At 69.6% G+C, this 24,284-nt stretch carries 25 protein-coding genes; 11 read left to right on the top strand and 14 right to left on the bottom strand.

Features of this window, described 5'->3' with window-relative positions:
• Positions 1 to 46 precede the first annotated feature (46 nt).
• Together A6A25_RS00380 and A6A25_RS00375 are read right to left on the bottom strand one after the other, a co-directional pair.
• Entirely contained in the window at positions 47 to 1,321 is a 1,275-nt protein-coding gene (locus A6A25_RS00380; protein WP_073885712.1) for an ATP-binding protein, read from the bottom strand.
• Positions 1,321 to 1,986: a response regulator transcription factor gene (locus tag A6A25_RS00375; RefSeq protein WP_073886323.1), complete on the bottom strand. Its 666-nt coding sequence runs from the start codon at positions 1,984 to 1,986 to the stop codon at positions 1,321 to 1,323. The genes A6A25_RS00380 and A6A25_RS00375 overlap by 1 nt, the downstream gene beginning before the upstream one ends.
• Before the next feature lie 39 nt (positions 1,987 to 2,025).
• On the opposite strand from A6A25_RS00375, the gene hisN reads away from it, so the two are divergent.
• Entirely contained in the window at positions 2,026 to 2,814 is a 789-nt protein-coding gene (gene hisN, locus A6A25_RS00370; RefSeq protein ID WP_073885711.1) for a histidinol-phosphatase, read from the top strand.
• A 9-nt stretch (positions 2,815 to 2,823) separates the two neighbouring features.
• On the opposite strand, the gene A6A25_RS00365 is transcribed toward hisN, so the two are convergent.
• Positions 2,824 to 3,750, bottom strand: coding sequence for a superoxide dismutase (locus A6A25_RS00365; RefSeq protein WP_073886322.1), 927 nt, complete (start codon positions 3,748 to 3,750; stop codon positions 2,824 to 2,826).
• Positions 3,751 to 3,854: 104 nt separating this feature from the next.
• On the opposite strand from A6A25_RS00365, the gene A6A25_RS00360 reads away from it, so the two are divergent.
• A complete protein-coding gene (locus A6A25_RS00360) occupies positions 3,855 to 4,751 on the top strand; it encodes a LysR family transcriptional regulator (RefSeq protein WP_158073663.1) in 897 nt (298 codons plus the stop codon).
• On the opposite strand, the gene A6A25_RS00355 is transcribed toward A6A25_RS00360, so the two are convergent.
• The 3 genes from A6A25_RS00355 to A6A25_RS00345 are packed head-to-tail and all read right to left on the bottom strand — an operon-like array spanning position 4,709 to position 8,119.
• Positions 4,709 to 5,260: a GtrA family protein gene (locus tag A6A25_RS00355; RefSeq protein WP_073885709.1), complete on the bottom strand. Its 552-nt coding sequence runs from the start codon at positions 5,258 to 5,260 to the stop codon at positions 4,709 to 4,711. The genes A6A25_RS00360 and A6A25_RS00355 overlap by 43 nt on opposite strands.
• Positions 5,261 to 5,296: 36 nt before the next feature.
• Complete coding sequence (locus tag A6A25_RS00350; RefSeq protein ID WP_083667873.1) at positions 5,297 to 5,812, bottom strand: GtrA family protein; 516 nt, start codon at positions 5,810 to 5,812, stop codon at positions 5,297 to 5,299.
• Between the two features lie 36 nt (positions 5,813 to 5,848).
• A complete protein-coding gene (locus tag A6A25_RS00345; protein WP_073885708.1) occupies positions 5,849 to 8,119 on the bottom strand; it encodes a sigma-70 family RNA polymerase sigma factor in 2,271 nt (756 codons plus the stop codon).
• A 149-nt stretch (positions 8,120 to 8,268) separates the two neighbouring features.
• Here A6A25_RS00345 and A6A25_RS00340 point away from each other — a divergent pair, with 149 nt between their 5' ends.
• From A6A25_RS00340 to A6A25_RS00310, 7 genes are all read left to right on the top strand, one after another.
• Entirely contained in the window at positions 8,269 to 9,075 is an 807-nt protein-coding gene (locus tag A6A25_RS00340; protein WP_241828442.1) for a GGDEF domain-containing protein, read from the top strand.
• Positions 9,076 to 9,256: 181 nt separating this feature from the next.
• Entirely contained in the window at positions 9,257 to 9,670 is a 414-nt protein-coding gene (locus tag A6A25_RS00335) for a GntR family transcriptional regulator (protein WP_073885707.1), read from the top strand.
• Positions 9,667 to 10,542: an ATP-binding cassette domain-containing protein gene (locus tag A6A25_RS00330; protein WP_073885706.1), complete on the top strand. Its 876-nt coding sequence runs from the start codon at positions 9,667 to 9,669 to the stop codon at positions 10,540 to 10,542. Before A6A25_RS00335 ends, A6A25_RS00330 begins: the two co-directional genes overlap by 4 nt.
• Complete coding sequence (locus A6A25_RS00325) at positions 10,539 to 11,531, top strand: hypothetical protein (protein ID WP_073885705.1); 993 nt, start codon at positions 10,539 to 10,541, stop codon at positions 11,529 to 11,531. The genes A6A25_RS00330 and A6A25_RS00325 overlap by 4 nt, the downstream gene beginning before the upstream one ends.
• A 137-nt stretch (positions 11,532 to 11,668) precedes the next feature.
• Positions 11,669 to 12,865, top strand: a complete 1,197-nt coding sequence (locus A6A25_RS00320; protein ID WP_073885704.1) for a 5-(carboxyamino)imidazole ribonucleotide synthase — start codon at positions 11,669 to 11,671, stop codon at positions 12,863 to 12,865.
• Positions 12,866 to 12,882: 17 nt separating this feature from the next.
• The gene (purE, locus tag A6A25_RS00315; protein WP_073886319.1) at positions 12,883 to 13,368 is read left to right on the top strand and encodes a 5-(carboxyamino)imidazole ribonucleotide mutase; all 486 of its coding nucleotides are present in this window, start codon (positions 12,883 to 12,885) and stop codon (positions 13,366 to 13,368) included.
• 52 nt (positions 13,369 to 13,420) lie between these two features.
• On the top strand, positions 13,421 to 14,584 hold the full coding sequence (locus A6A25_RS00310; protein ID WP_073885703.1) for an acyl-CoA dehydrogenase: 1,164 nt from the start codon (positions 13,421 to 13,423) through the stop codon (positions 14,582 to 14,584).
• Between the two features lie 44 nt (positions 14,585 to 14,628).
• Here A6A25_RS00310 and A6A25_RS00305 read toward each other — a convergent pair whose 3' ends face one another.
• From A6A25_RS00305 to A6A25_RS00270, 7 genes are all read right to left on the bottom strand, one after another.
• The gene (locus tag A6A25_RS00305; RefSeq protein ID WP_073885702.1) at positions 14,629 to 15,849 is read right to left on the bottom strand and encodes a site-specific integrase; all 1,221 of its coding nucleotides are present in this window, start codon (positions 15,847 to 15,849) and stop codon (positions 14,629 to 14,631) included.
• Between the two features lie 36 nt (positions 15,850 to 15,885).
• A complete protein-coding gene (locus A6A25_RS00300; protein WP_073885701.1) occupies positions 15,886 to 16,074 on the bottom strand; it encodes a helix-turn-helix domain-containing protein in 189 nt (62 codons plus the stop codon).
• Between the two features lie 18 nt (positions 16,075 to 16,092).
• A complete protein-coding gene (locus A6A25_RS00295) occupies positions 16,093 to 17,697 on the bottom strand; it encodes a replication initiator (protein ID WP_073885700.1) in 1,605 nt (534 codons plus the stop codon).
• Positions 17,694 to 19,166 (bottom strand): FtsK/SpoIIIE domain-containing protein, encoded by a 1,473-nt coding sequence (locus A6A25_RS00290; RefSeq protein ID WP_073885699.1) that lies wholly within the window; start codon positions 19,164 to 19,166, stop codon positions 17,694 to 17,696. Before A6A25_RS00290 ends, A6A25_RS00295 begins: the two co-directional genes overlap by 4 nt.
• 309 nt (positions 19,167 to 19,475) lie before the next feature.
• Positions 19,476 to 19,946 (bottom strand): helix-turn-helix domain-containing protein, encoded by a 471-nt coding sequence (locus tag A6A25_RS00285; protein WP_158073662.1) that lies wholly within the window; start codon positions 19,944 to 19,946, stop codon positions 19,476 to 19,478.
• A gap of 352 nt (positions 19,947 to 20,298) precedes the next feature.
• Positions 20,299 to 20,589, bottom strand: a complete 291-nt coding sequence (locus A6A25_RS00275) for a hypothetical protein (protein WP_073885696.1) — start codon at positions 20,587 to 20,589, stop codon at positions 20,299 to 20,301.
• A gap of 3 nt (positions 20,590 to 20,592) precedes the next feature.
• The gene (locus A6A25_RS00270) at positions 20,593 to 21,054 is read right to left on the bottom strand and encodes a hypothetical protein (protein WP_073885695.1); all 462 of its coding nucleotides are present in this window, start codon (positions 21,052 to 21,054) and stop codon (positions 20,593 to 20,595) included.
• A 206-nt stretch (positions 21,055 to 21,260) separates the two neighbouring features.
• Here A6A25_RS00270 and A6A25_RS00265 point away from each other — a divergent pair, with 206 nt between their 5' ends.
• Together A6A25_RS00265 and A6A25_RS00260 are read left to right on the top strand one after the other, a co-directional pair.
• Positions 21,261 to 22,121: a DUF5919 domain-containing protein gene (locus A6A25_RS00265; protein WP_241828441.1), complete on the top strand. Its 861-nt coding sequence runs from the start codon at positions 21,261 to 21,263 to the stop codon at positions 22,119 to 22,121.
• Positions 22,121 to 22,915 carry an inositol monophosphatase family protein gene (locus tag A6A25_RS00260; RefSeq protein WP_073885693.1) on the top strand — a complete coding sequence of 265 codons (795 nt, stop codon included), beginning with the start codon at positions 22,121 to 22,123 and terminating at the stop codon, positions 22,913 to 22,915. The genes A6A25_RS00265 and A6A25_RS00260 overlap by 1 nt, the downstream gene beginning before the upstream one ends.
• Positions 22,916 to 22,931: 16 nt before the next feature.
• Here A6A25_RS00260 and A6A25_RS42715 read toward each other — a convergent pair whose 3' ends face one another.
• Complete coding sequence (locus A6A25_RS42715; RefSeq protein WP_143192886.1) at positions 22,932 to 24,182, bottom strand: hypothetical protein; 1,251 nt, start codon at positions 24,180 to 24,182, stop codon at positions 22,932 to 22,934.
• Positions 24,183 to 24,284 lie beyond the last annotated feature (102 nt).

Below are 24,284 nucleotides of genomic sequence, written 5' to 3'. Positions count from 1 at the left end.
ACCGAGACCGAGACCGCCGAGGTCGCTGAGCCGAAGAGCGCAGCGCCTACCGAGGCGTGAGGTCGGTCCGCCAGGTCACGCCGACCACGTCCTCCGCCTTCGGCACGGGCAGGAACAGCGCGAACGTCGCCGGCCGGGCGGTGGACAGCTCAAGCCGCCCGCCGTCGGCGTCCACCAGGGCACGCGCCAGCGCCAGGCCGACCCCGGTCGACCCGCCGCCGGACACACCGCGCTCGAAGATGTGGTGCGCCAACTCGTCCGGCACGCCCGCGCCGCCGTCGGCGACCTCCACGACCACCGTGCCGTCGTCACGGCGCGCGGACACCACGACCATGCCCTCGCCGTGCCGCAGGGCGTTGTCCAGCAGCACGCCGATCGCCTCGCGCAGCCGGGCGGGCGTGGCCCGGGCCAGCAGGCCGTCCGGCACCTTCACCCGCAACGCCCGCCCGACGCGCCGCATCGGTTCACGCCACTCCTCGGCGATGGCCATCAGCTCCGCGCACAGGTCCAGCGGTTCCGCGCCGACCGCGCGGGCGGCCCGGGCCGCGGCCAGCATCTCGTTGAGCACCTCGGCCAGCCGTTCGGCCTGCTCCAACGCCGCCCGCGCCTCGGCCGCCATGTCCGGCTCCGGGTGCAGCGACAACGCCTCCAGCCGCAGTTGCAACGCGGTCAGCCTGCTGCGCAGCTGGTGCGAGACGTCGCCGACCAGCTCCCGTTCCCGCTGCACGAGCTGCGCCAGCGCGCCCGCCGACCGGTCGAGCGCGTCGGCCACGAGGTCGAGCTCCGGCACGCCGTGCCGCCGGTCGTCCCGCCGGAAGTCGCCCGCGCCCAACCTCGTCGCGCGCGCCGCGACGTGCCGCAACGGCTTGGCGAGCTTGCGCGCGGTCACCGTGGCCACCACCGTGCCGGTGCTCACCGACAGCACGACGAGCAGCACCACCAGCGCCGCGACCTGGTACTGCGCGGTGTGCATCGGCGCGGACGACAGCTCCAGCCGGACCGTGCCCTGCTGCGCGATCGGCACTTCCACCGACAACGGGTCGGGGCCGGGCGTGCGGCCGAACTCGTGCCTCCCGCTGGGCGTGGTCACGATGAGGTGGCCGCCTTCCGGCACGCCGACCTCCACCGGCTCCAGGTCGATCGGCCTGCCGTTGGCGATCTGGTCGTCGATGGACGCGGCGATCCGCTGCGCCCGCGCGGCCAGGTCGGTGCGGGCGCCGTCCTCGACCAGCCGCAACGCCGTGTAGCCCAGCGGCAAGCCCAGGGCGAACCCGGTGACCGCGACGGCCAGCAGGATCGCCCGCAGGATCCGGCTGCGCATCAGTCGGCGGTGTTGAAGCGGAAGCCGACACCGCGCACGGTCGCGATGCGGCGCTCCACCGAGCGCACGTCACCGAGCTTGCGGCGCAGCCAGGACATGTGCATGTCGAGGGTCTTGCTGCTCTTGAGCTCCGGGTCGTTCCAGACCTCGGACAGGATCTCGTCGCGGTGCACCACCTGGCCCGCGCGTTGGATCAGCACGCGCAGCAGCTCGAACTCCTTGTTCGCCAACTGCACCTCCAGCCCGTCGACGGTGACGCGGCGGGCGGCGAGGTCCATCCGCACGCCGTTGACCTCCAGCGTGCCGGGCGCGCGGCGGCGCAGCAGGGCGCGGATGCGGGCCATCAGCTCGGCGAGCCGGAACGGCTTGGCCACGTAGTCGTCGGCGCCCGCGTCGAGCCCCACCACGAAGTCGACCTCGTCGGACCGCGCGGTGAGCATCAGCACCGGCAGCCCGCGTCCGCCCGCGCGCAGCCGGCGGCACACCTCCAGCCCGTCCATCCCCGGCAGGCCCAGGTCGAGCACCAGCAGGTCGACGCCGTTGTGCTCGGCGGCCTCCAGCGCGCCCAGGCCGTCACCGACCACCTGCACCTGGTAGCCCTCCCGCTGTAACGCGCGGGACAGCGGTTCAGCGATCGCCGGGTCGTCCTCGGCCAACAAGACCACGCTCACGGCACCCAGCGTAGGCGTGGCACGATCCCGTGCGTGTCCGACCTTCGCGCAGACTTGTCCCTGGCCCTCCGCCTGGCGGACGAGGCCGACAAGATCACCACCGCCCGGTTCCGCGCCCTGGACCTCGTCGTCGAGCGCAAGCCCGACCGCACCCCGGTGACCGACGCGGACACGGCGGTCGAGGACGCCATCCGCGCGGTGCTCGCGGCCGAGGCGCCGGACGACCTGATCGCGGGCGAGGAACGCGGCGGCGGCACGGCGGGCGACGGCCGGACGTGGGTGCTCGACCCGATCGACGGCACCAAGAACTTCCTGCGCGGTGTGCCGGTGTGGGCGACGCTGATCGCGCTGGTCGTGGACGGTGCGCCGGTGGTCGGCGTGGTGAGCGCGCCCGCGCTGGGCCGGCGCTGGTGGGCTTCGACGGGCGGCGGCGCGCACACCCGTGACGCCTCAGGCGAGCGGCCGATCTCGGTGTCGGCGGTGCGCGAGCTGTCCGACGCCTACCTGTCGACCACGCACCTGGGCACGTGGAGCGAGTACCACTCGCGCGAGGCGTACCTGGCGCTGGTCGACGCGTGCTGGGAGAACCGGGCGTTCGGCGACTTCTGGCAGCACTGCCTGGTCGCGGAGGGTGCGATCGACGTGGCCGCGGAGCCGATCGTGAACCCGTGGGACGTGGCGCCGTTCCAGGTGCTGGTGACGGAGGCCGGTGGCCGGTTCAGCGACCTCGGTGGCGTGGCGCGCTTCGACGGTGGCAACGTGCTGTCCACCAACGGCCACCTGCACGACGCGGTGCTTGCGGTGCTCGCCGAAGGCCGCTGAACCGGGCGGTCAGAACTTGTCCAGCGCGATCGCGCCGTAGGTCGTGGTCGGCGTCGGCGGCGTGCTGAACCGCCCGTTGACCAGGTAGAACCGGTCGCCCCAGGCGGCGACGGTCGCGGGCACGTCGAACCGCGGGTCGGTCACCCTCGCCACGACTTCGGCGCGGCGCGCGTCCGGGCTCAGCTCCAGCTTGGCGAACAGGTTCACCCGGTTCTGCACCACGTAGAGGCCGCGGCCCTCGCGCAGCAGGCCGTCGTTGCGCTCCAGCGCTTCGCCGCCCAGGTCGACCTCGGTGGTCACGCCGGTGTCCGGGGCCACCCGGAACAGCTTGCCGGTGGAGGTCTGGCCGATCAGCAGCGCGTCGCCGTCCGGGGTGGTGACGATGCCGTTGGCGTTGGCCACCTCCGGCACGTGGACCAGGTCGCCGGTCAACCGGAGGCGGGTGATCCGATCGGGGTGGGGCAGTTCACCGCGCGGCCCGAGCGGCAGCCGGTACAGCACCGGCTGGAACGAGTCGGTGAGCCACACCGCGTCCCGGGTGATCACCAGGTCGTTGACGAACGACTCGCCCTCGGCGAGCCGGTAGCCGCGCAGCACCCGACCGGAGAAGGCGTCGACCACCCGGACGTCGCCGCCGGAGCCGCCCGCCACGAACAGCCGGCGCCGCGCCGAGTCGACCTTGAGGCCGAGCGACGGCGTGCCGGTGCCCGCGCTGAGCACCCGGCCCCGTCCGGTGGCCAGCGCCACCTGGTAGATCGTGCCGTCGGCGCGGGAGCCGAAGTAGGCCATCGGCCACGCGCCGATCGCGATGCCCTCCGGCATGAACCCGTCCGGCAGCGGGAACTCCGTCGGCATCGCCGTCGCCGCGGCGGTCGACGGCAGCACGGCCGCCACCCCGAACCCCACGGCCGCCGCCAACGCGGTGCGCCTGCGCATCATCGAAAAACCCCTCCCGGGAAAACGATCACCTGGCGCCAGTGTCGTCACCGGTTGCCCCGAACCGCCAATATCGCTTGGGCATCCCGACATACCCTCCGATGATGTCGATCGACCTGCGGCTGATGCGCTACGTGGTGACGGTCGCCGACGAGGGCGGTTTCCAGCGGGCCGCCGACCGGCTGCGCGTCGCCCAACCCGCGCTCAGCCGGCAGATCGGCGACCTGGAACGCGGGCTTGGGGTCGCCCTGTTCACCCGGCGGCCGACCGGGCTCACCGAGGCCGGGCGGGTGTTCGTGGCATCCGCGCGCCGCATCCTCGACGACGCCGACCGGCTGGCCGAGCTGACCAGGGCGGCCGGGCGCGGCGAGTTCGGCACGGTCCGCCTCGGGTACGTCACCAGTGCCGCGTACGGCGCGGTGCCCCGACTCGTGGACGCCGTCCGCGAGCGCTATCCGGGCCTGGGCGTCGACCAGACCGAGGCGTGGTCGGTGGAGCTGGTGGACGGGCTGGTCGGGAAGAGGTTCGACCTGGTGCTGTCCCGGAGCGTGCCCGAGCACCCGGAGCTGGACCGGACCACGTTCCAGCGGGAGGACCTGATCGTGGTCGTCGGCTCGGCCCACCCCCTGGCCGACCGGGACTCGGTCACCCCGGCGGACCTGGTCGGCAGTCGACTGCTGCTGTCCCGGCGGCACATGCCCGGCTACCGCGCCGCGCTGCTGGCCGCGCTCGGTCACGTCCCGGAGATCGAGGACACCAAGCTGCCCGGGTGGCGCCGGTTCGACGAGCTCGCGCCCGGTGAGGTGTACCAGCTGGTGCCGCGCACCCTGGGCGACCACCTGCCCCCGGACGCGGTCATGATCCCGTTCGCGGACCGCGTGCCCGCGCCGGACCTCGAACTGGTGTGGCGGCGTGACCCGTCGCCGTCGGCCGCCCTCGTGATCGCCTGCGCCGCCGGTCAGGAACGGCCGGGCGGTTCCTCGTCGTCGGGGCGGTCGTAGGCCCTGGTGACGCGGCGTGGGCGGAAGTCGGCTTCCGGGAAGACCCACTTCTTATAACCCCACCAGCGGAACGCCATGGCGATCAGGGTGCCGATGATCTGGGCGCTGATGAAGTCGGCGACCTCTTCGCCGAGCCTGCTCACGTGCGGCTCCTGGAAGTGCAGCAGGTACCGCGACACCCACAGCGGCATCGAGTTCAGCGCGATGCCGATGCCGTTGACGAGGAAAAACAGCGCCGCCTCGTGGGCTCGCTCACGCCCGCCCCTGGTCTTGAACGACCACTCGCGGTTGAGCACGTACGACACGATGGTGGCCACCAGCGTCGCCACGATCTTCGCGGTGACCGGCTTCTCGCTCAGCACGGTGGTCTTGAGGCCGATGAAGATGGCCGTGTCGATCACGAAGCAGGTGCCGCCGACCACGGCGAACTTCAGCAGCTCTCGGTGCTTGAGGGCCAGGGAGCGCAGCGGTTCGGGCAGGTGGAGGACGACGCTTTCGACAACGGACACCTTGGCAGTGTACGGAAAGCGGGGTGAAAGGCCTGTTCAGGCCACTTCGCGTTCCTCGGCGACGACGTGCAGCGGCCGCACCGACGGGCGGGCGCCCGCCTGGGGGAAGACGAACTTCCGCATCGCCCAGAACTTGAAACCCGTGGCCAGGAGCATGCCGATCACCGAGCCGGCGGCGAAGTCGGCGATCTCCGAGTGCAGGTCGAACACGTGCCGCGAGACGTACAGCGGCAGCAGGTTCACCCCGATGCCGATGCCGCTGACCACGAAGAACAACGCCGCCTCGTGGTGTCGCTCACGCCCACCCCTGGTGTGGAAGGACCACTCGCGGCTGAGCACGTACGACGAGATGACCGCCACCAGCACCGCGATGGCCTTGGCCGTGACGACCTTGTCCTGCAGCACGGTCAGCTTCAACGCGTACCAGACACCGTTGTCGATCACGAACGTCGTGCCGCCGACCACGGCGAACCGGATCAGCTCACGGTGCTTGTTGATCAGGAACCGGACCGGTTCCGGGAGCAGGCCCAAAACCCGGCGCACGAGTGGCAGCACCGGGGCAGGCTACCGAGCCGCGTGACCGAACGATCACGAAGGGGTACCGCAGCGGCCGGGGAAAGGGTCGTCCCAACCCGGGGGCAGCCACGGCGGCCTGGGCCGGCACGGTTCGGTGCGCGTGGGTGGCGGCGTGGCCGTGGTCGTGGTCGGCGTGGGGGTCGGTTGCTGCGTGGGCTGCGTCGTGGTCGGTGCGGACGGCTCGGTGGTCGTGGTCGGCGGGGTCGTCGACGGTGCCGGAGGAGACGACGGGTCGGTGGTCGTCGGCGTCGTCGGACCGGCCGTCGTCGTGGTGGTCGGTGGCGTCGTGCGGGTGGTGGTCGGCGTCGGGGTGGTCGTGTTCGTGGTCGTGCCGCCCGGTGGTTCCGGGAAGTGGGGGTGGCCGCCGCCGGGGCGCAGCGAGATCGGCACCTCGACGCTCTCCTCCGCCGTCCCCAGCGTCGCCGAGACCCGCACCACACCCTCGTGGTGGGGGTGGCCGAACGCCCAGACGGCCAGCCGGAACGACTCGCCGCGCTCCAGCGGCACCTCGCACACCACCCGGCTCCAGGACCGCTCGCAGCCCGGCCACAGCGAGACCAGCACGATGTGCTCGTCGGACTCCACGACCAGGCGCAGGTCGCCCGCCCGGCCGCCGGTGTTGGTGGCCCTGATGTCCAGCCGCGGGTCCCAGAACCCGTGCTGCCACTTGTCGACCAGCAGTTCCAGGTCGTCGTGCACCGGTCGGACCACGACGTCGACCGCGATCGCCACGCTCAGCGTCGTGCCCGCGCTCACCGTGCCGGTGATCCGGCCGGTGGTGGCGTTGTCGTCGGCCTGGACGCGGAAGACGAACGTCGCCGTGCCGCCGGGTGCGATGCCGTCGGCGGAGGTGCACGTCACCGTGCCGATGCCCGCCGGGCAGGCCACGGTCTGGTCGGTCGCGCCGTCGAGCTGGACCAGCCGCCCGCCCGCGAACGACGCGACGGGGCCGGCGGACCGGACACCGGGCGGCAGGTCGAGCGCGGCGGTCACCGGTTCGGACGCCGTCTCACCGGCGTTGCGCACGGTGATCGGCAGGTCGACCGGTGCCTCACCGGGCGTCAGGGAGAACCCGCTGGGCACGACCGGCACCAGGTCCGCCGGTGCCGGCTGCGGCTCGGGCGTCGGTTCCGGCTCGGGCGCGGGGGCGGGCGCCGGTGTCGGCGCGGGTGCCGGTGGCGGCACGGGCGCGGGTTCGGTGGTGGGAGCGGGCTGCGGCGACGGCTCGGGCGAGGGCGGTGGCGGCGGGTTCGGCACCGGTGGCTGGGTGGGCGCCGCAGGCTGCGCGGTCGACACCGGCGCGGCCTGCGCCGCGGGCACCTGCTGGTCGTCACCCGCGGCCAGCCCGATCGCCACGGCGATAGCCAGCGCGGCGGCCGAGGCGGCGGCGCCGAGGAACTGGCGCGGTGCGGACGCGGCGGCACCGGCGGCGCCACCCGTGCCCGCGGCCGCGGCGGCGACCGTGACGGCCTTGGCCGTGCCCGCGCCGAGCGTGGCCAGGTAGCCGGTCGCGCCGACGCCGAGCACCAGCGGCGCGATGATCCCGCGCAGCGCGCCGTTGACGTCGGCCAGCTCGGCGGCCAGCGCCCGGCAGCTCGTGCACTCGTCCAGGTGAGCTTCGACTTGCGTGGTCTCCCGCTTGGACAGCCCGCCCCTGGTCCACGCGCCCAGCCGGTCGACGGTGGCGCGGCAGCGCTCGGCCTGCGTCTCGGCCAGGTGCACCTGCAGGTACGCCTGCTTCAGACCCTCACGGGCGCGGTAGGCCAGCGCGGACACGCCGTTGGCGGTCAGGCCGAGCAGCGGCGCGACCTCGGCGGGGGACTGGCCCTCGATCTCGGTGTGCCACAGCACGGTCTGCCAGCGCTCGGGCAGCCGGGCGAACGCCTTGGCCGCCATCGACCGCTCCAGCCCGGCCACGGCGGTGTCGGAGAACGGCACGCTGGTCGCCTCGGGTGCGACCTCGGCGACGTCGTCGGCCAGTTCGAGCTTGCGGTCCCGCCGCGTCTTGTCGTACGCGGTGTGGCGCAGCGCGGTGAGCAGGTAGGCGCGGAACGCCGAGTCCGGCCCACGACCGGCGCGCAGCGTGTCGAGGACCTTCGCGAACGCGTCCGAGACCAGGTCGTCGCTCTCGGCGGACGACCTGGCGAGCTGGCGGGCCAGGTTGTACGCGGCGGTCACATGACGCTCGTAGAGCTGCCCGTAGGCATCGATGTTCCCGGCGCGCACGGAGTCGATCAGCTCCGCGTCGCTCGGTCCCTGGACTTCTGCAGGAACGGTCGCCACGTGTTTCTTCCCTCCTCGCGCGGCGTCAGTGTTGCGCACGAAGTCGCGCACCGTCACCTCAAACCCCCCGACTGGGTGGAGCGAATGCCGTCATGGATGACGGCCGGCCACGTCTCGTAGGCGGAATCCAACGTCGAGGAGGCATCCGGGTGGGTGTTCGGGAAGCGGTCGCACGGCGCTCCGGCGCTGAAGGGTCGCGGGCACTGCGGTCGAGGTGGCGCACCGCCACGATGGCCGCGGGCTGGGCGTTCCCGGCGGACTGGCCGTTGGCAGAGGTGGACGACGTGTGCCGGGCCGTGCTGGACGGTGACGACGCGAGCACGCAGCTGTACCGGCTGGGTGGCGCGCGCGCCGAGGCGGGCGCCGGGCTGGCCGAGACGCTGCTGGACCTGGCGGCGCTGCACGCGGTGCTGGAGGAGCCGCCCGGCTCGACCGGCATCGTGTCGGCGAGCGTGGACGCGATCCCGGTGCCGATGCTGCGCCCCGCCGCGCTGGGCTGGGGTGACGTGATGACCAAGCGTGCGGCGAACTGCGCCGCCGACAACCCGCTGACCGGTCTGGCCACGCCCGCGTACCTGCGCACGCGGCTGCGCGAGGTGTACGCGGAGGCACGGGCCGCCGGTCGCCAGGACCACGTGCTCGTGCTGGTGGCGCTCGACCTGTCCCGCACGTCCGGGTGGTCGCGCGTGGTGGCGATGACCTTGCTGGCCGACGCGCTGAAGGAGGTGTTCGACTCGGGTGAGACGGTGGCCTCGATCGGGTCGTCGGTGGCCTGCGTGCTGCTGCGCCGAGACCGGCACCTGGCGCGGGCCGTGACCAACCTGCGGGTGCTCACCGCGGACCGGCTGGCGGTCGACCCGCACGTCGCGCCCACCGGTCCGGTCGAGGTCTGGCTGGAGGAACTGCCCCCGACCTGCGAGGACGCGGTGGCGTTGCTGTCGCGGCTCGGTCGGTAGCGCCACGGGCGCCGAACCCCTGTCCGGCGCCCGACAACTGAAGACTCCCCTCCCCCCGAGGAGCCCGGTGCCTGCCCCCTCCCAGTGCGCCGGGCTCCTCACCCTTTCCGCGGTTTGACAGGCCGGTGGGCGTGATGGTCTTCTAGTGTCTTAGTTGAGTGACACAATTCGGAGGCGCCGGGTGGAGTTCCGCATCGACCGGTCCAGCGGCCTCCCCGCCTACCTCCAGCTCGTGCGCCAGGTGCGGGAGGCGCTGCGCCTGGGCTGGCTGGGGCCGGGAGACCGGCTGCCGACCGTCCGCGACGTCGTCGCGAGGAGTGGTGTGAACGCGAACACGGTGCTCAAGGCCTATCGCGAACTGGAGCTGTCCGGCCTGGTCGAAGCGCGTCAGGGCTCGGGCACCTTCATCAAGGCCGGTCTCGGCTCGACCGACCCCGAGGTGATGGCCGCGCTGAGAACGAGGCTGGCCGAGTGGGTCCGCGAGGCGCGTGAAGCGGGGTTGGACGCCGAGGACGTCGACGCGTTGGTGCGTTCGGTCCTCGCCGACGAGGACGGCGACCAGGTGACAACAGGGGAGGGGGTGGCGGTCCGGTGAGCACTGCGGTCGGGTCCGTCGTCGACAGCACCGCGGTCGCGGTGCGGGCGCAGGCGCTGGGCAAGCGTTACCGTGCCAAGTGGGCGTTGCGGGACTGCACGTTCGAGCTGCCCGCGGGACGGGTGGCGGCACTGGTCGGCGCGAACGGCGCCGGCAAGACGACGTTGATGAGCGTCCTGGCCGGACTCCTCGACGCCGACGAGGGGTCGGCGGGCGCGGCGGGCCGGGTGGCGTTCGTGTCGCAGGAGAAGCCGGTCTACCGGCACTTCTCGGCGGCCGACATGCTGCGCCTGGGCGCGCGGCTCAACGTCGTGTGGGACGAGGCGCGGGCCCGCCGCTGGCTGGCGCGCTTCGAGATCCCGCTGGACCGGTCGTGCGGCAAGCTGTCCGGCGGCCAGCAGGCACAGGTGGCGTTCGCGCTGGCCATCGGCTCGCGGCCGGACGTGCTCATGCTGGACGAGCCGCTGGCCAACCTCGACCCGCTGGCCCGCCGCGAGGTGACCGCCGAGCTGCTGGGCGAGGTCGACGAGACCGGCATGACCGTGCTGCTGTCCACGCACGTCGTGGCCGAGCTGTCCGGCGTGGCCGACTACCTGCTGCTGCTCGCGCACGGACGGCTGCTGGCGGGCGGTGACCTGGACGAACTGCTCGGCAGGCACGTCAGCTACACCGGTCCGCGCTCGGACGTGCCGCCCGCGTTGGGCGAGGTCGTGGAGGCGCGCCACACCGACCGCCAGTCCACGTTCCTGGTCGAGCTGCCCGAGGGGCAGCCGCGGCCCGTGGTGGCGGGCCCGTGGGTCGAGCGCGCGCCGACGTTGGAGGACTACGTGCTCGCCCAGCTCGAAGCCACCCGGAAGGAGGTCCGCGGATGAGCGCGACCACGACGGCGGGCACGACGACCGCCGCGCCCGTGACCAAGCGCACCCGCGTCGGGTGGGGTGACCTGATGTGGCTGACCTGGCGCCAGCACCGGTGGGCGATCATCGGCATGGTGGTCGCCGTCGTCGCGGTCGTCGCGGTGGCGCTCACCGTCGCGTGGCGGATCGACTCCACCGGCGACCTGCAGGCGATGTACTCGCGCTGGCGCTTCATGAACTTGGGCAGCCTGGTGATGCTGGCGCCGATGGCGGTCGGCCTGGCCATCGCGGTGTTCTGGGCGGCGCCGGTGCTCGCGCGCGAGTACGAGCAGCGCACGCACCTGGTGGTGTGGAGCCAGGACATCAGCCCGACCCGCTGGCTGGTGGGCAAGGTGGTGCTGCTCGGCGTGCCCGCCGTCGCCTTGGCCGTCGTGGTCGGGCTGGCGTCGTCGAGGCTGATCGAAAGCTTCAACGCCGCGGACCGGTCGCCCATCTCGGCGTTCGAGATGCCGGCGTTCGAGGTGGTGCCGGTGGTCCAGGCCGGGTACGCGGCGTTCGGCTTCGCGCTCGGGCTGGCGCTCGGTGCCCTCACCCGGCGCACGGTGCTGTCGATGGGCCTCGCCCTCGGGGCGTTCCTGGCGACGCGCGTGGTCGTGGCGGGTGTGCTGCGGCCGAACTTCCAGGCGCCGTTGCGCGAGGTGCAGACGTACGGGGCCTACCAGAGGTCGTGGGACGGCCCCGGTGATGATTCGTGGACGGTGAACAGCGGGTTCGCGGGGGCGGACGGCCAGGAGATCCCGTTCCCCTCGACGTGTGCGGACGTCCAGGACAGCGATGCCTACACCAAGTGCATGGACGACAACGGCGTGCTGTTCTTCCGGGAGTACCACCCGGCGGAGCGGCTCGTGCCGTTCCAGCTGGTCGAGTCCGCGATCTTCATCGTGCTCGCCGCGGGCCTGCTCGCGTTGACCTTCGTGACCGTGCGCCGGGCGCGTCGGGTCTGATCGCGGTCCGCCAGGACCGGGCCTGTCGCCTTCGCACCGCGGCGGCCCTGCTGAGGGGTCCCGCGCGCTCCAGCAGCGCGCGGGGCTTCCGCACCCGGTCCGGAGCACCGCGTTTGTGCAGGTAGAATCACGAAACCGTGGACTCCCGAACTCGTCTCCCCGTCGTCGGCATGATCGGCGGCGGCCAGCTCGCCCGCATGACGCACCAGGCCGCCATCCCGCTCGGCCAGTCGCTGCGGGTGCTCGCCGAGTCGGACTCCGACCCCGCCGCGCTCGTCGCGCGTGACGTGGAGCTGGGCAAGCACACCGACCTGGACGCGTTGCGCGCGTTCGCCAAGTCGTGCGACGTCGTCACGTTCGACCACGAGCACGTGCCGCAGGAGCACCTGCACGCGCTGGTCGCCGACGGCGTGAAGGTGTTCCCCGGGCCGGACGCGCTGGTGCACGCGCAGGACAAGCTGGTCATGCGGGAACGGCTGGCCGCGCTGGGTGCGCCCGTGCCGCCGTTCACCGCCGTGCACGACGCCGCCGACGTGCTCAGGTTCGGCGCGGAGCACGGGTGGCCGTGCGTGTTGAAGGCGGTGCGCGGCGGCTACGACGGCCGTGGCGTGTGGATGCTGAACACGCCGCAGAGCGCGCAGCGGGTCGTGCCCGAGCTGCTGGCCGCCGGCACCCCGTTGATGGTCGAGCAGTGCGTGCCGATGCACCGGGAGCTGTCCGCGCTGGTCGCGCGCTCGCCGTTCGGCCAGGGCGCGGCGTGGCCGCTGGTGCAGACCGTGCAGCAGGAGGGGATCTGCGTCGAGGTGCTGGCGCCCGCGCCGGACGTGGACCCCGCGCTGGCCGAGCGGGCGCAGGAGCTGGCGCTGAACGTCGCCGCCGAGCTGGGCGTGGTCGGCCTGCTGGCCGTCGAGCTGTTCGAGACCGCGGACGGGCTGGTCGTCAACGAGCTCGCCATGCGCCCGCACAACTCCGGCCACTGGACCATCGAGGGCGCCCGGACCTCGCAGTTCGAGCAGCACCTGCGGGCCGTGCTGGACTACCCGCTCGGCGCGACGGACCTCGCCGCGCCCGCCGTCGTGATGGCCAACGTCCTCGGTGCGGCGGACGCGCCCGAGATGGGGCCCGACGAGCGGCTGCACCACCTGTTCGCCCGGTTCCCCGACGCGCACGTGCACCTGTACGGCAAGGCGGAGCGGCCGGGGCGCAAGATCGGTCACGTGACGCTGCTCGGTGAGCGGATGGACGACGTGCGGCAGCGGGCCCGGCTCGCGGCGCACTGGCTGTCCGACGGCGTGTGGCTGGACGGGTACGACATCCACGGAGGGCAGCAGTGACGCACGTCGGCGTGATCATGGGCAGTGACTCGGACTGGCCGGTGATGAAGGCGGCGGCCGAGGCGCTGGCCGAGTTCGACGTGACCTACGAGGTCGGCGTCTACTCGGCGCACCGCACGCCGCAGCGGATGCTGGACTACGCCGCCACGGCCGCGTCGCGCGGGCTGCGGGTGATCATCGCCGGTGCCGGTGGGGCGGCGCACCTGCCGGGCATGGTGGCGTCGGCGACGGCGTTGCCGGTGATCGGCGTGCCGGTGCCGTTGAAGTACCTGGACGGGATGGACTCGCTGCTGTCGATCGTGCAGATGCCGGCGGGCGTGCCGGTGGCGACGGTGTCCGTGGGCGGCGCGCGCAACGCCGGCCTGCTCGCCGTGCGGATCCTGGCGGCGGCGGACCCGGACCTGCAGAAGCGGATGGAGGCGTTCCAGGCGTCGCTGTCGGAGCTGGTGCTGGAGAAGGACGCGGCGCTTCGGGCTGTTGCGGAGGGCACAGCGGCGGAGTGAGTGAACGCGCGCTAACATCCTGGTAGGACGCCCTACCGGGAGGTAACTTAACGTGGACCCGAGCTTCGGTACCTACCAGCTCGCCGAGGAGCACGAGGCGCTGCGCGAGGCGGTCCGGTCGCTGGCCGACAAGGAGATCGCGCCGCACGCGGCGGACGTGGACGAGCAGGAGCGCTTCCCGGTCGAGGCGTTGAACGCGTTGGTCAAATCGGGTTTCGCGGCCGTGCACGTGCCGGAGGCCTACGACGGCCAGGGCGCCGACTCGGTGGCCACGTGCATCGTGATCGAGGAGGTGGCGCGCGTGTGCGCGTCGTCGTCCCTCATCCCGGCGGTGAACAAGCTGGGCACGATGCCGATCCTGCTGTCGGCGTCGGAGGAGCTGCAGCAGCAGGTGCTGCCGTCCATCGCGTCGGGTGAGGCGATGGCGTCGTACGCGTTGTCGGAGCGCGAGGCCGGCTCGGACACGGCGTCGATGCGCACGCGTGCCCGTCTCGACGGCGACCACTGGGTGTTGAACGGCACGAAGTGCTGGATCACCAACGCCGGCGAGTCGACGTGGTACACGGTCATGGCCGTGACCGACCCGGACGCGCCGAAGAAGTCCCAGGGCATCTCGGCGTTCGTGGTGCACAAGGACGACCCGGGCTTCGTCGTGGGCTCGAAGGAGCGCAAGCTGGGCATCAAGGGCTCACCCACCCGCGAGATCCACTTCGAGAACTGCACGATCCCGGCGGACCGCATCATCGGCGAACCGGGCACCGGCCTGAAGACCGCGCTGCGCACCCTCGACCACACCCGTCCGACGATCGGCGCGCAGGCCGTGGGCATCGCCCAGGGCGCCCTGGAAGCCGCCATCGCCTACGTCAAGGACCGCAAGCAGTTCGGCAAGTCGATCTCCGAGTTCCAAGGCGTCCAGTTCATGCTGGCCGACATGGCCATGAAGATCGAAGCCGCCCGCCACATGGTCTACGTCGCCGCCGCCAAGGCCGAGCGGGGCGAACCGAACATCGGCTTCATCACCGCCGCGGCCAAGTGCTTCGCCTCCGACGTGGCGATGGAGGTGACGACGGACGCCGTGCAGCTGTTCGGCGGCGCCGGCTACACGCGCGACTTCCCCGTGGAGCGGATGATGCGTGACGCCAAGATCACCCAGATCTACGAGGGCACGAACCAGATCCAGCGCGTGGTCATGTCCCGCGCCCTGCTCAACGGCTAGATCAACGATCTTGACCACGGCCCGGAGGCGGTTGATTTCCATGATCATGCCGCCTCCAGGCCGTGATCTTGAGAACCGAACACACCGTTAATAGCGAGCCGTGCCCGCTCGTGACTGGACGGGACCAGGTGCGTGTACGTGCGGAGCGTGAAGCCCGGATCGGAGTGACCCAGGTACTCGGCCAGCTCCTTGACCGAGACGCCCTGGGAGAGCAGCACCGAGGCGTAGAAGTGCCTCAGCGCGTGCATCCCGTCCGCCCGCTTGCGGTAGATGAGACCGGCCTCCCGGAACGCGCCCATCCAGACGACCTTGTGGAACAGGTCGCCGGTGTAGAGCCGCCCACCGTCTCCAGTGGCCAAGAGTCGGACCGTCACCGCGTCGCCCTCCGGGTCCTTCCAGGGCAAGGTCACCTCGGCCGGCGGATAGAGCTTCATGTGCTCCCTGATGGCCCGCAGGATGCCGGACGCCAGCGGCACCACCCGCCGCTTTCCTCCCTTGGGAAGCGCGAACACGAGCTGACCGCGAACGACCCTCAGTTGCCGCTGGACCCGCAGCACCATCCCGGCGTCGTCCACGTCATCCGGCGACAGGCCCAAAATTTCGCCCTGCCGCAGACCGCACCCAGCGCCAAGGGGGCAGACGATCGCGAACCGAGGTTCGATCGCACCTTCGATCTCCAGCACTCGATCTTCCAGCCAGACGATGATGTCCGGGCTGACCGACGTGGGGCGCTTGATCGTCTTCGCCTTGCACGGGTTTTCCGTGATGAGCTTGTCCTCAACGGCTGAGTCCATCACCGAAGACACGATGGTGAACAACACCGTTTTGTAGTTCTCGCTCAGCCGCTCCTGTTCCAGGACACCCAGCCACTCACGGACGGTCGCAGGCTTGATCTTGCCGACCGGCAGCTCACCGAAATGTGGGTAAATGCGACTCTTGAGCCGACTGTTGAGCACTTCCCGGGTAGCGGCATCCGGAGACTGCGCCTTGATCCAGTTCTCGGCTTGCATCTTGAACTTGCGCTTACCCGCTTTCGGGTCTACGTACTTGCCCTCCAGTTTGTTGGACTCCACTTCCAGCAGGAAGTCATCTGCCCGCTTCTTCTGCCGGTCCGGGTAGCTCTTGCTCTTCTCGGCTCCGCTTGGGTCCAGGTAACGGACCCGGTAGCGAAGCCCCTGGCCGTACATCGAGGTCTTGACCTTGGTCACCTTCTTGGTGGCCGGGTCTTCGACCTCCTTCCACCAGCGATCTTGCACGTGCCCCACGGCAGACTCCTCCCGTCTGTCGAATTGCCGAAACCTCTAGGCCGCCTGTTCGTCTGGTTGCTCAGCCCACGCGCGGACCTTTGCGGGCACGTACCGCAGGTACTTTCCGACTTTCTTCACGGGCGGTCCGACGCGCTGCCACTTCCACTGGTAGAGCGTCTTGATCGGGACGCCCAGGAACTCCGACACCTCTTCCACGCCCCACAGAGGTTCAATGCTGGTCATGACTTCCCCCCAAGGTGGTCAAGCCGCGTGCGGAGTTGCCGAAAGCTCTGGAGGATCACCGGCAGCGAGCATCGCCCGGTCGTATTCCGCCTTCCAGCGCGTTCGTTCGGCTATCGCGTGCATCAGTTGGTGCGCCCGTGGTGGCACGTTCGGATCACCGGGCCGCACCTTGTGCCAGACGAGGTGCGAGGTGTCCTGTTCCGGCTTCTCGATCCCGACCGCCGCCAGGGCCTCGATGACGAACCGCTTCCGGTCCGCCCGGTGATCGGCCAGCGTCTTGCCCGACCACTTGCGCGAGACCAGCACGCGCCGCCCCGGCAGGCCGAGCGTGGTTCGGCGGTGTGCCCTGCCCTTGCAGCGGCCGGGCGTTGTGCGCGAGTTGGCCCCGCGCGGCTGGACGCCGTAGAGCAGCCAGACCGCGCACCGGTCGGAGCACGGCGTGACGGCCAGCTCGTCCGCCAACCGGTCCGCGTGCCGGCGCTGGCGGTCGGTGGTGTGCTCGATGACCTCGCCGATGGACTTGGTGAGGTACTTGGTCAGGTAGCCGATGTGCCGTCCGGCTTCCTCCGAGCCGCCGAGGATGCCCTTGGAGTGCACTTGACGGCCGAAGGTCACCACGTGCGCGGGTTCCTCCGCGCGCTCGACCGCCTCATCCCAGGCGGTCACCGGCGTGCGCGTGTCCGGGTCCACGAACACCTTGGCGTGCGCGTCCCAGACCGGCAGGTGGTCACCGCTGTAGATACGCTGGTCGTGGTTGGGCCACCACACCTGGTGGTAGGTAGCCGCGGTGACCTGTCGGATGACTTCGTGCGGGATGGAACCTCGAATTGCCGCGTGCAGGTGTGGCGCCGCTCGCCGCTGGGGTTCAACGGTGGCGAAGTACTGCACGTCCCACCCGACGACCCGCCGCAGGTTCTGCCACCAGCGGTCGACCAGGGAGGCGAAGTGCACCGCATCCCGAGCGGCCCGCCGGTAGTCGTAGCTGTCCTGGTCCACCGGAGTGCCGTCATCGCGCACCCGCCCGTAGGTGTCGAGGGTGAGCGTGACGAACATCGAGGGCCGAAAGCCGCCGGCGTACTCGCGGCCGACCGTGCGCTTCTCCACCCGCCGCCGAGGCAGATTCGGCGCGTCCTGCCGACGCTTGGTCGACCGCTTCACCGGCCGCTTCGGCGGTGCGTCCGGCGAGGGGAAGCGACCCCGCACGCCGAGTTGCCGAAGTTCCGCGTCGACCGAGTGGATCTCCTCCCGCAGCTCGTCCGCGTCCCCCGCTTCGTTCGCCTCGACCGCGTCCCGGTACGCCTTGACCAGGTCCGCGCGGAACGTCAACAGCTCCGTCTGGTCCTTGGTCGGCGCGGCCGGGATGAAGTCGGGTTCCTCGGCCATGTGCCAGCCCTCACGGCACTGGGCCATCCGCAACGCCTTGGCCTTACGAGCGCACGGCAGGCACACGCTCTCGACCGTCGACCCGCACGGCACCGCGACGTAGCGGACTTCATAGGTGGCCCGATCCTCCACTTCCATCGTGAACGGCCGCACGCACACGCCGTACTTCTCGGCAGCAGCCTTGGCCACGTCCAGGGCGATCGGTTGACGCATCCGCTGCGCGCGAGTCCCACCGCTCATGCCGCCGCACCTCCTTCGGTCCCGCCCGGTCGACCGGGGAACTCGTGCACCGTGGCCTTGGCGAAGAACAAGCCCAGCTCGACCAGGTCCGCGTCCGTGACGTGGAAGGCCCGAGCCCGGTCGGGTTCGCGCTGCCCATCGGCCTTGACCCACGCCACGCCGGGCGTGTTCTCGCTGATCTCGTGCGCTGCCGCACCGCGCTGGCGGACGCCGTCACCCAAGACCATGTCCACCTGTTGCGGCTCATCCAGCCGCAGGGCAACACGGGTGCTGAACAGGTGCCGGAACCCGACCACCTCCTTACGCGGGTCCTGGACCAGGCCCACGACCGCGTAGCCGGGCGCGCGACCCTGGGAGGTGATCGTCTGGATGGCCCGTGCCGCGCGCTCCCGCAGCTGCTTGTCCGGCTGGTAGGCGATCAGGTCCGCCAGCTCGTCCACGATCAGGACCGTGAACGGTTCCCCGGTCGAACGCGCCCACAACCGGCGGATGCCCCGGTAACGCGACGCCCGTTCCTTGACCTCGGCGGCGATCTCCTCCAGCAGCTCGACCGCCTCACGGCCGTTGTCGTACACGACCCGGTCGAACGCGTCCGGGCACTGGCCCAGCTCCATACCGCCCTTCGGGTCGATCCCGACCAGCCGCACCAGGCCCGCACGGACCGCCGGCGCGAGCTGCCACACGATCGACCACAACACCGAGCCCTTACCCGCACCCGGCACGCCGACCACCAGGACCTGAGAGCCCAGCAGCCGCAGCCGCCACGGCCGACCGGTCTCGGTCCGACCGACGACCACCCGCTTGAGATCGACGTCGGTCGAGTCCGACAACGCCGGCACCGGCAACGGACGCGACAGCGGGTCGCGGTGGATGAAGTCCAGTTCCAGCAGCCGTGGACGCAGCACCCGAACCCGGCACGACCGAGCGTTGAACGAGTGCGCCAGGCCGTCCCGCCGCAGCTCCCACGCCTCCGGCGACTGTGCAGGCACCATCCGCACTCGAACGCGGTCCCGCCAGCCCTCCGACCGCACCCGCCGCAGCTTCGGCCGGTACTCGCGTCCCCGGTTGTCCTTGGTCAGGTCCGCCAGCCGCATGACCGTGCGCCACTTCGGGACGTACACCTTCGCGCGCCGCCACTCGGTCACCAGCCGGTACCAGCAGTGCCGCAGGAACGAGTCCCGCCCCAGACCGGACCAGATAGTCAGCGCCGCCACCAGTGACAGCAGCGCCAGGACCAGCGGCGAGAGCCCGAACCGCCACCAGCACCAGGCCGCCGAGGCCGGGACGAGTGTGACGACCGGGTAGCGGATGACGACGAGCGCCAGGCGCACGACGCCGACCAGCAGCAGCCAGCACAGCGCCACCACGAACGCCAACCACTTCAACTTGCCCGGCACCAAGACCCACCACGGAACCCGAGGCCGCGCGCCCTCGAACGGAGCCGGATCAACCCACCTGCCGCCGTTCATCGGGCACCGCCGAAGTCCAGGTCGAGCGCCCCGAGGCACCGGTTGCACTCGCTCTGTCCCGGCAGCAGCCGCGTGAACCTGCGACAGGTCGCGCAGCGCGTCCGGGTGACCCTCTCTGGCGCGTGCTTGCGCCCATGCCCTACCGTCATCGTTGTTCACTCCCACGCGGTGTGGACAACGCAGGAGCGGCGAGGTTGGTAGCCCGATACCGCTCCTGCGTCTTACGGAAAGCGTTGCGCCGCAACAGGACGTGCGGCATCGCCACATGACCCACAGCGGATCACGTGGTCTGTCTAATCAGGACTTAAGTCAGCTATCACCTGCTTCCGCAGGGCTTCTGCGCGTGTAGGCATCGGCCGCGCCGAAGATCACGCCCGAGGTGTCGGTGAGCCGCAGCGGCAGTGACCGGGGCATGTGCCGCGCCGGGATGCCCGCGTACAGCGCCAGGCCGTCCAAAGCCCGCACCTGCTCGGGCAGCTCCACCCGCAACAGCAGGTCGAAGGGGTCCAGCCGCTCACGGTGCCGAGCCGCCGCGCCGGCCAACAGCTCCAGCAGCGGCACACCCGTGACCTCGGCGTACATCTCCAACGCCGCCGGACTCGGCCCCCGCGATCCGTGCTCGATCTTGGAGAACATCGCCACCGACACCCCGAACCGCGTGGCCATGTCCACCGTCGAGACGCCTTTTCGACGCCGCAACTGCCGCAGATGCGCACCCAACACCTGGTAGTACACCGAGCGCCGTACCGGTTGACGTGCGGCTTTACGCTTTTCGCTCACCTCCGACCCCCAGGAGTCCACAACCGCGGAGCAGTTCCCAACACCAGACGCGGAGCCGTCCGGGCGCTTGGAATGGGAAGCGCGATCAACGCGTCCACCACCTCCGCCAACGCCCCGGTCCGCTCCCACAGCAGTCCCGGTGGATCACCGCCGTTCGACCGAAGACCCATCGCTTCCGTAGCCGACCGCACCCGGAGACAGTCCAGCCACCCGCCAGGCCAAGACCGGAAGGCGTCGACCTGATTGACGCCCTTCTCGTCCCGATGGTGGATGAATGACCACCCCGCCGCCTCCAACTCGACGAGACGACCAAGCTCGGGGAATAGACGTACGGCCGTGGCCGCCGCGCCGTTCATCGCTCCACCTCACCGGCCGAACGACTGCCCTTGACGACCGCTTCGTTCAGGCCCGCCTGGTGGTCGAAGGTGTCCGCCGCGTGCAGTGCCGCAGCCTTGGCCCACCACGGGGACGCCTCCTGCGCAGCGAGCTGCCGCCACAGCCAGGCGACTTCCCGATAGGCCGGAGCGATCCGGGCAGCGGCTTCCGGGTCATCAGCGTTGGCGTAACGGTTGGTCTCGTGCACCTCGCTGTAGCGCCGGTACGCGCTCTGCCACTGTGCCACCAACTCGGCAAGCTCCGCCACGGCTCAGGCCGCCTTGGTATCGGCGCTGCCGTTCGACTTGCCGCCGCTCGGAGCCGAACCCGCCGACTTCCCCGCCACCCGGAATCCGGTCGCCCGGAACAGGAAGGACTGGTACTTGAACTCCCCGTTGCCCGCGATCCGAGGCTCAGCCGTCAGGCCGTCCAACTCGACCGGCCGCATCCCCGGCAACACCTCACCGGTGGTCGGGACCGGCTGCACATCGGCCAGCAACGTGATCTCGAAGCTCTTGCGCTTGGCGTTGGGCTCGTGCGGGTCGGTGACCGTCACCTTCCACTGCCGCTTGCTCGTCGCCTCGTCGACCCGCTGACGCACAGGCCGACCGGCCGCCTTCTCCTCCCGCGTCTGGTACTCGACATCCGGCATGACTTCCCCGACCATCACCAGGCCCTGAGGGAAGGCGTCATCGAACGAGATCGGGAACCGGTAACCCCTGCTGATCGCCATTGGTTCGCTCCTCTGATCAGGGGCCGCTCTTTTGCGGCTTGCCTATTCAGATTCGGCCGCGATAAGTCCCGTCCAGGGTCCGTCGCTGTCTCGCTTACTGCGTGGCGGACTCAGATAGTCTCGTCTTGGTCTCGTCACGGTGCTAGCCTCGACTGGACGGACCAAGCGGGGGAGACCGGATGGCCACAGAGTCAACGCTGTTGAGAGTGCTGCTCAGGCAACGCCACATGCAGGGGTACCGAACCTTCTGCAAGGAGTACAACCGCGTCGCCAAGCAGCTTGATCACGACCTGGTAGACAAGTACCCGAGCAAGGCCCAGTTCTACCGGTGGGTGTCCGGCGACCTGCTGGGCCTGCCCTACGCCGATCACTGCCGCATCCTCGAAAAGATGTTCCCCGGCTGGACCGCCGAGCAGTTGCTAGCGCCGCACGAGGGCGACGCGGACAGCCTGGTCACCCCACCGCAGCGCCCCGCGACTTCCGCCCAGCCAGCGCCGCGCCCGGTGCAGATGCCGCAGCAGACGCGCTTGGCCGACGTCACGGCCGTCTACACGAGCCGGACCGAGTTCCTACAGACGGTCTCCCCGCGCGCACTGTTCGACGGCGCACGTGAGATCAACATCGCCGGACTGTCGCTCAACGTGTTGTGCCAGCAGTACTCCGACAGGGCACTACTCGACTCGATCGAGACCGGAACCGTCGTCAAGGCCCTGTTCCTCGATCCGAGCGGGAGGAACACCGCAGCTCGTGAGCAAGAGGAGGGCTTGCCCGCAGGTCACCTGTCCATGCTCACACGGCTGAACATCGAGGCCCTGCGCCGAGTGGGCTCGAAGGTCTCGCCGGACGCACGCGGGCAGCTCGCGATCCGCGTCTACGACGAACCGATCCGCTACAACATCCTCATCACCGACCAGGTGAAGTGCATCGTGCAGCCGTACTTGCCCGATGCCCGAGGCGTCGAGTCCCCTACGCTCGTGATCGAGAAGGACGACGCGGTTCCCGGCCTGTTCGACACCTTCTCGCAGGTGTTCGACTCGATGTGGGACCGCGCGAAGGAGACCGCGTAATGCGACAGCTCGACCAGTTGGCCGAAATCGCGCAGAAGGCCGTTGGCATCGGGAACGACCTGATCAAGCACACCCGCCCGCAGACGGTCACCGAGAAGACCGACCGCGACACGTACACCGACGTTGACGTGCGGATTGAGCACGAGGTGCGCGCCTACTTGGCCGAGACCACTCCCGAGATCGGTTTCATCGGTGAGGAGGAGGGCGCGAGCAACCAGGCCGCTGACAGCGAGTGCGTCTGGGCATTCGACCCGATCGACGGCACGTCGAACTTTGTACACGGCGTGCCCCTGTGCGGAGTCTCTCTCGCTCTCATGCGACGTGACCGCGCGATCGTCGCCGCGATCGTCCTCCCTTACCTTGACATGCACTATTCGGCCGCTCACGAGCAAGGCGCCTACGTCAACGGGAGCCGAATTCGGGCCAGCAAGACGGCCGAGCTGTCCAAGGCGATGGTCGCTATCGGCGACTACGCGACAGGTGAAGGTGCCGACGACAAGAACAAGCAGCGCATCGCGCTTACCGCAGCACTCGCCGCCGAGGTCGAACGCATCCGCATGTTCGGCTCAGCCGCTCACGACCTCGTGTGGTTGGCCGAAGGCCGCATCGACGGCGCAGTGATCTTGTCCAACAAGACCTACGACATCGCAGGAGGCGTCCTCATTGCCCGCGAGGCCGGAGCCTTCGTGCTCGATAGCACCGGCTATGAACATTCCTCAACCGCCACCCATACCATCGCTGCTGCACCTGAGATAGCAGAACAATTGCTGGCACTCGTTCAGGCGGCTATCTGAAGCTCTGCGTCAACGTTCAATCTTGCTCTACATTTTCTGGCTTGCCAGTTGCCGGAAGAAGATTTTCCTCGATGTATGGAAGCAACTCTGGGAGAGTTGCGAAAATCGGCGCAGCGTCAGACCTCCAGCCCCACGACCGCTTGATATACTCGGTAGCGCCTCGCTCCCCGGCGACAGCGTCAGCATACGCGGTGGCGCAACAGAGGAATAGGCCGTCAATTAGGTCATTGCCGCTCCATTTGCGCTGTGCATTTGCGAGGCGGAAGGCTACTGAGTCTGCGTACAGGCCAAGGAATGGCATTTGCGTCAGATCGTGCTCGCGGTACAGTTCATACCACTCCTTAAGTTGGTCCGTAGAGACTCCGGCCGTCGTGGCGGCAAATGCAATCTCTCTTTGTACGTCTATGGTCGCCGCTAGGATGCCGAGGGTCCGCCGCTTTTCGGGTCGCTCCTTATTGCGGGCCATTTCCTGGGCTAAATTTCTGTGGTGCTCTGCCCATTTCGACGAATCGCTTTCACCGTCGATTCGTCGAGGGTCGGCAAGGGTGTCGTATGTAGACAGCACCTCAACGAGCTTTTGTGTCAATGCTCGTACGATGGCAGGAGACTTGCCCCTTGGACTGTAACGGTGCCCACGTGTGGCATCTCTTGCGTAGAGCAGAGAGTGATCCAGGGTAAATATCGATGCAGGGTTCGGTTCGACCTTCCGATAGCGCTTAAGAAAAGTGGATACCAATTCGCTCTGGCGAACGTCGAGGGGGTCGCGCATTATCCAACCGTGCGAAGCTTCCAGCATGGTCGATGCAAGATTCTGCCTTTTTGTTGCATAGGTTGCGCCAGTTTCAATCATATGGGCGGACGAGATCGGTAAGATGATCTCTTTTTGGTTTGCAAGCTCTAGTAGTCGAATGGCAGGCTTTATGTCTCGTTTGCTCACGCGCTTCGGATTGTAGGAAACATTCGCCAATGTGCTCCAATGGCCTTGATCCAGATATATAACTGGGCGTCCACGTCGTGCGGTAGCCGTATCAAGCAAATCTAATTCGGCAGAAACTTCTGCGCCATTGGTCAAGAGCATGCGAAGAATGCCGGCGTGCGGCAGGTAGGACGCTCGATTTACGGCGCTCTCGCCGGCAGGTGGAGGGTCTATGGGGAACTCAATCGAGTGGCCGGTGTCGAGTACTATTCGACCGATTGCCCTTTCGTGGTCTATCGTCATTTCCACAATAGGTCCGTCGCTTTGAATCCAGTTTACGTCTTCCGTCAACTTCCACGTCCATTCCTAGATTGCAGCGGCAGGAGTAGTGTCGTCCGAAGAGCGGAACCCGTTACACCTCTTCGAGTGTCAGTTCTGTTGCCGAACTTGGCT

Source organism: Saccharothrix sp. CB00851, assembly GCF_001905065.1.
Taxonomy (GTDB): domain Bacteria; phylum Actinomycetota; class Actinomycetes; order Mycobacteriales; family Pseudonocardiaceae; genus Actinosynnema.
Note: the sequence above shows the minus strand (reverse complement) of the source record. Positions and strands in the feature narration are given on the sequence as shown.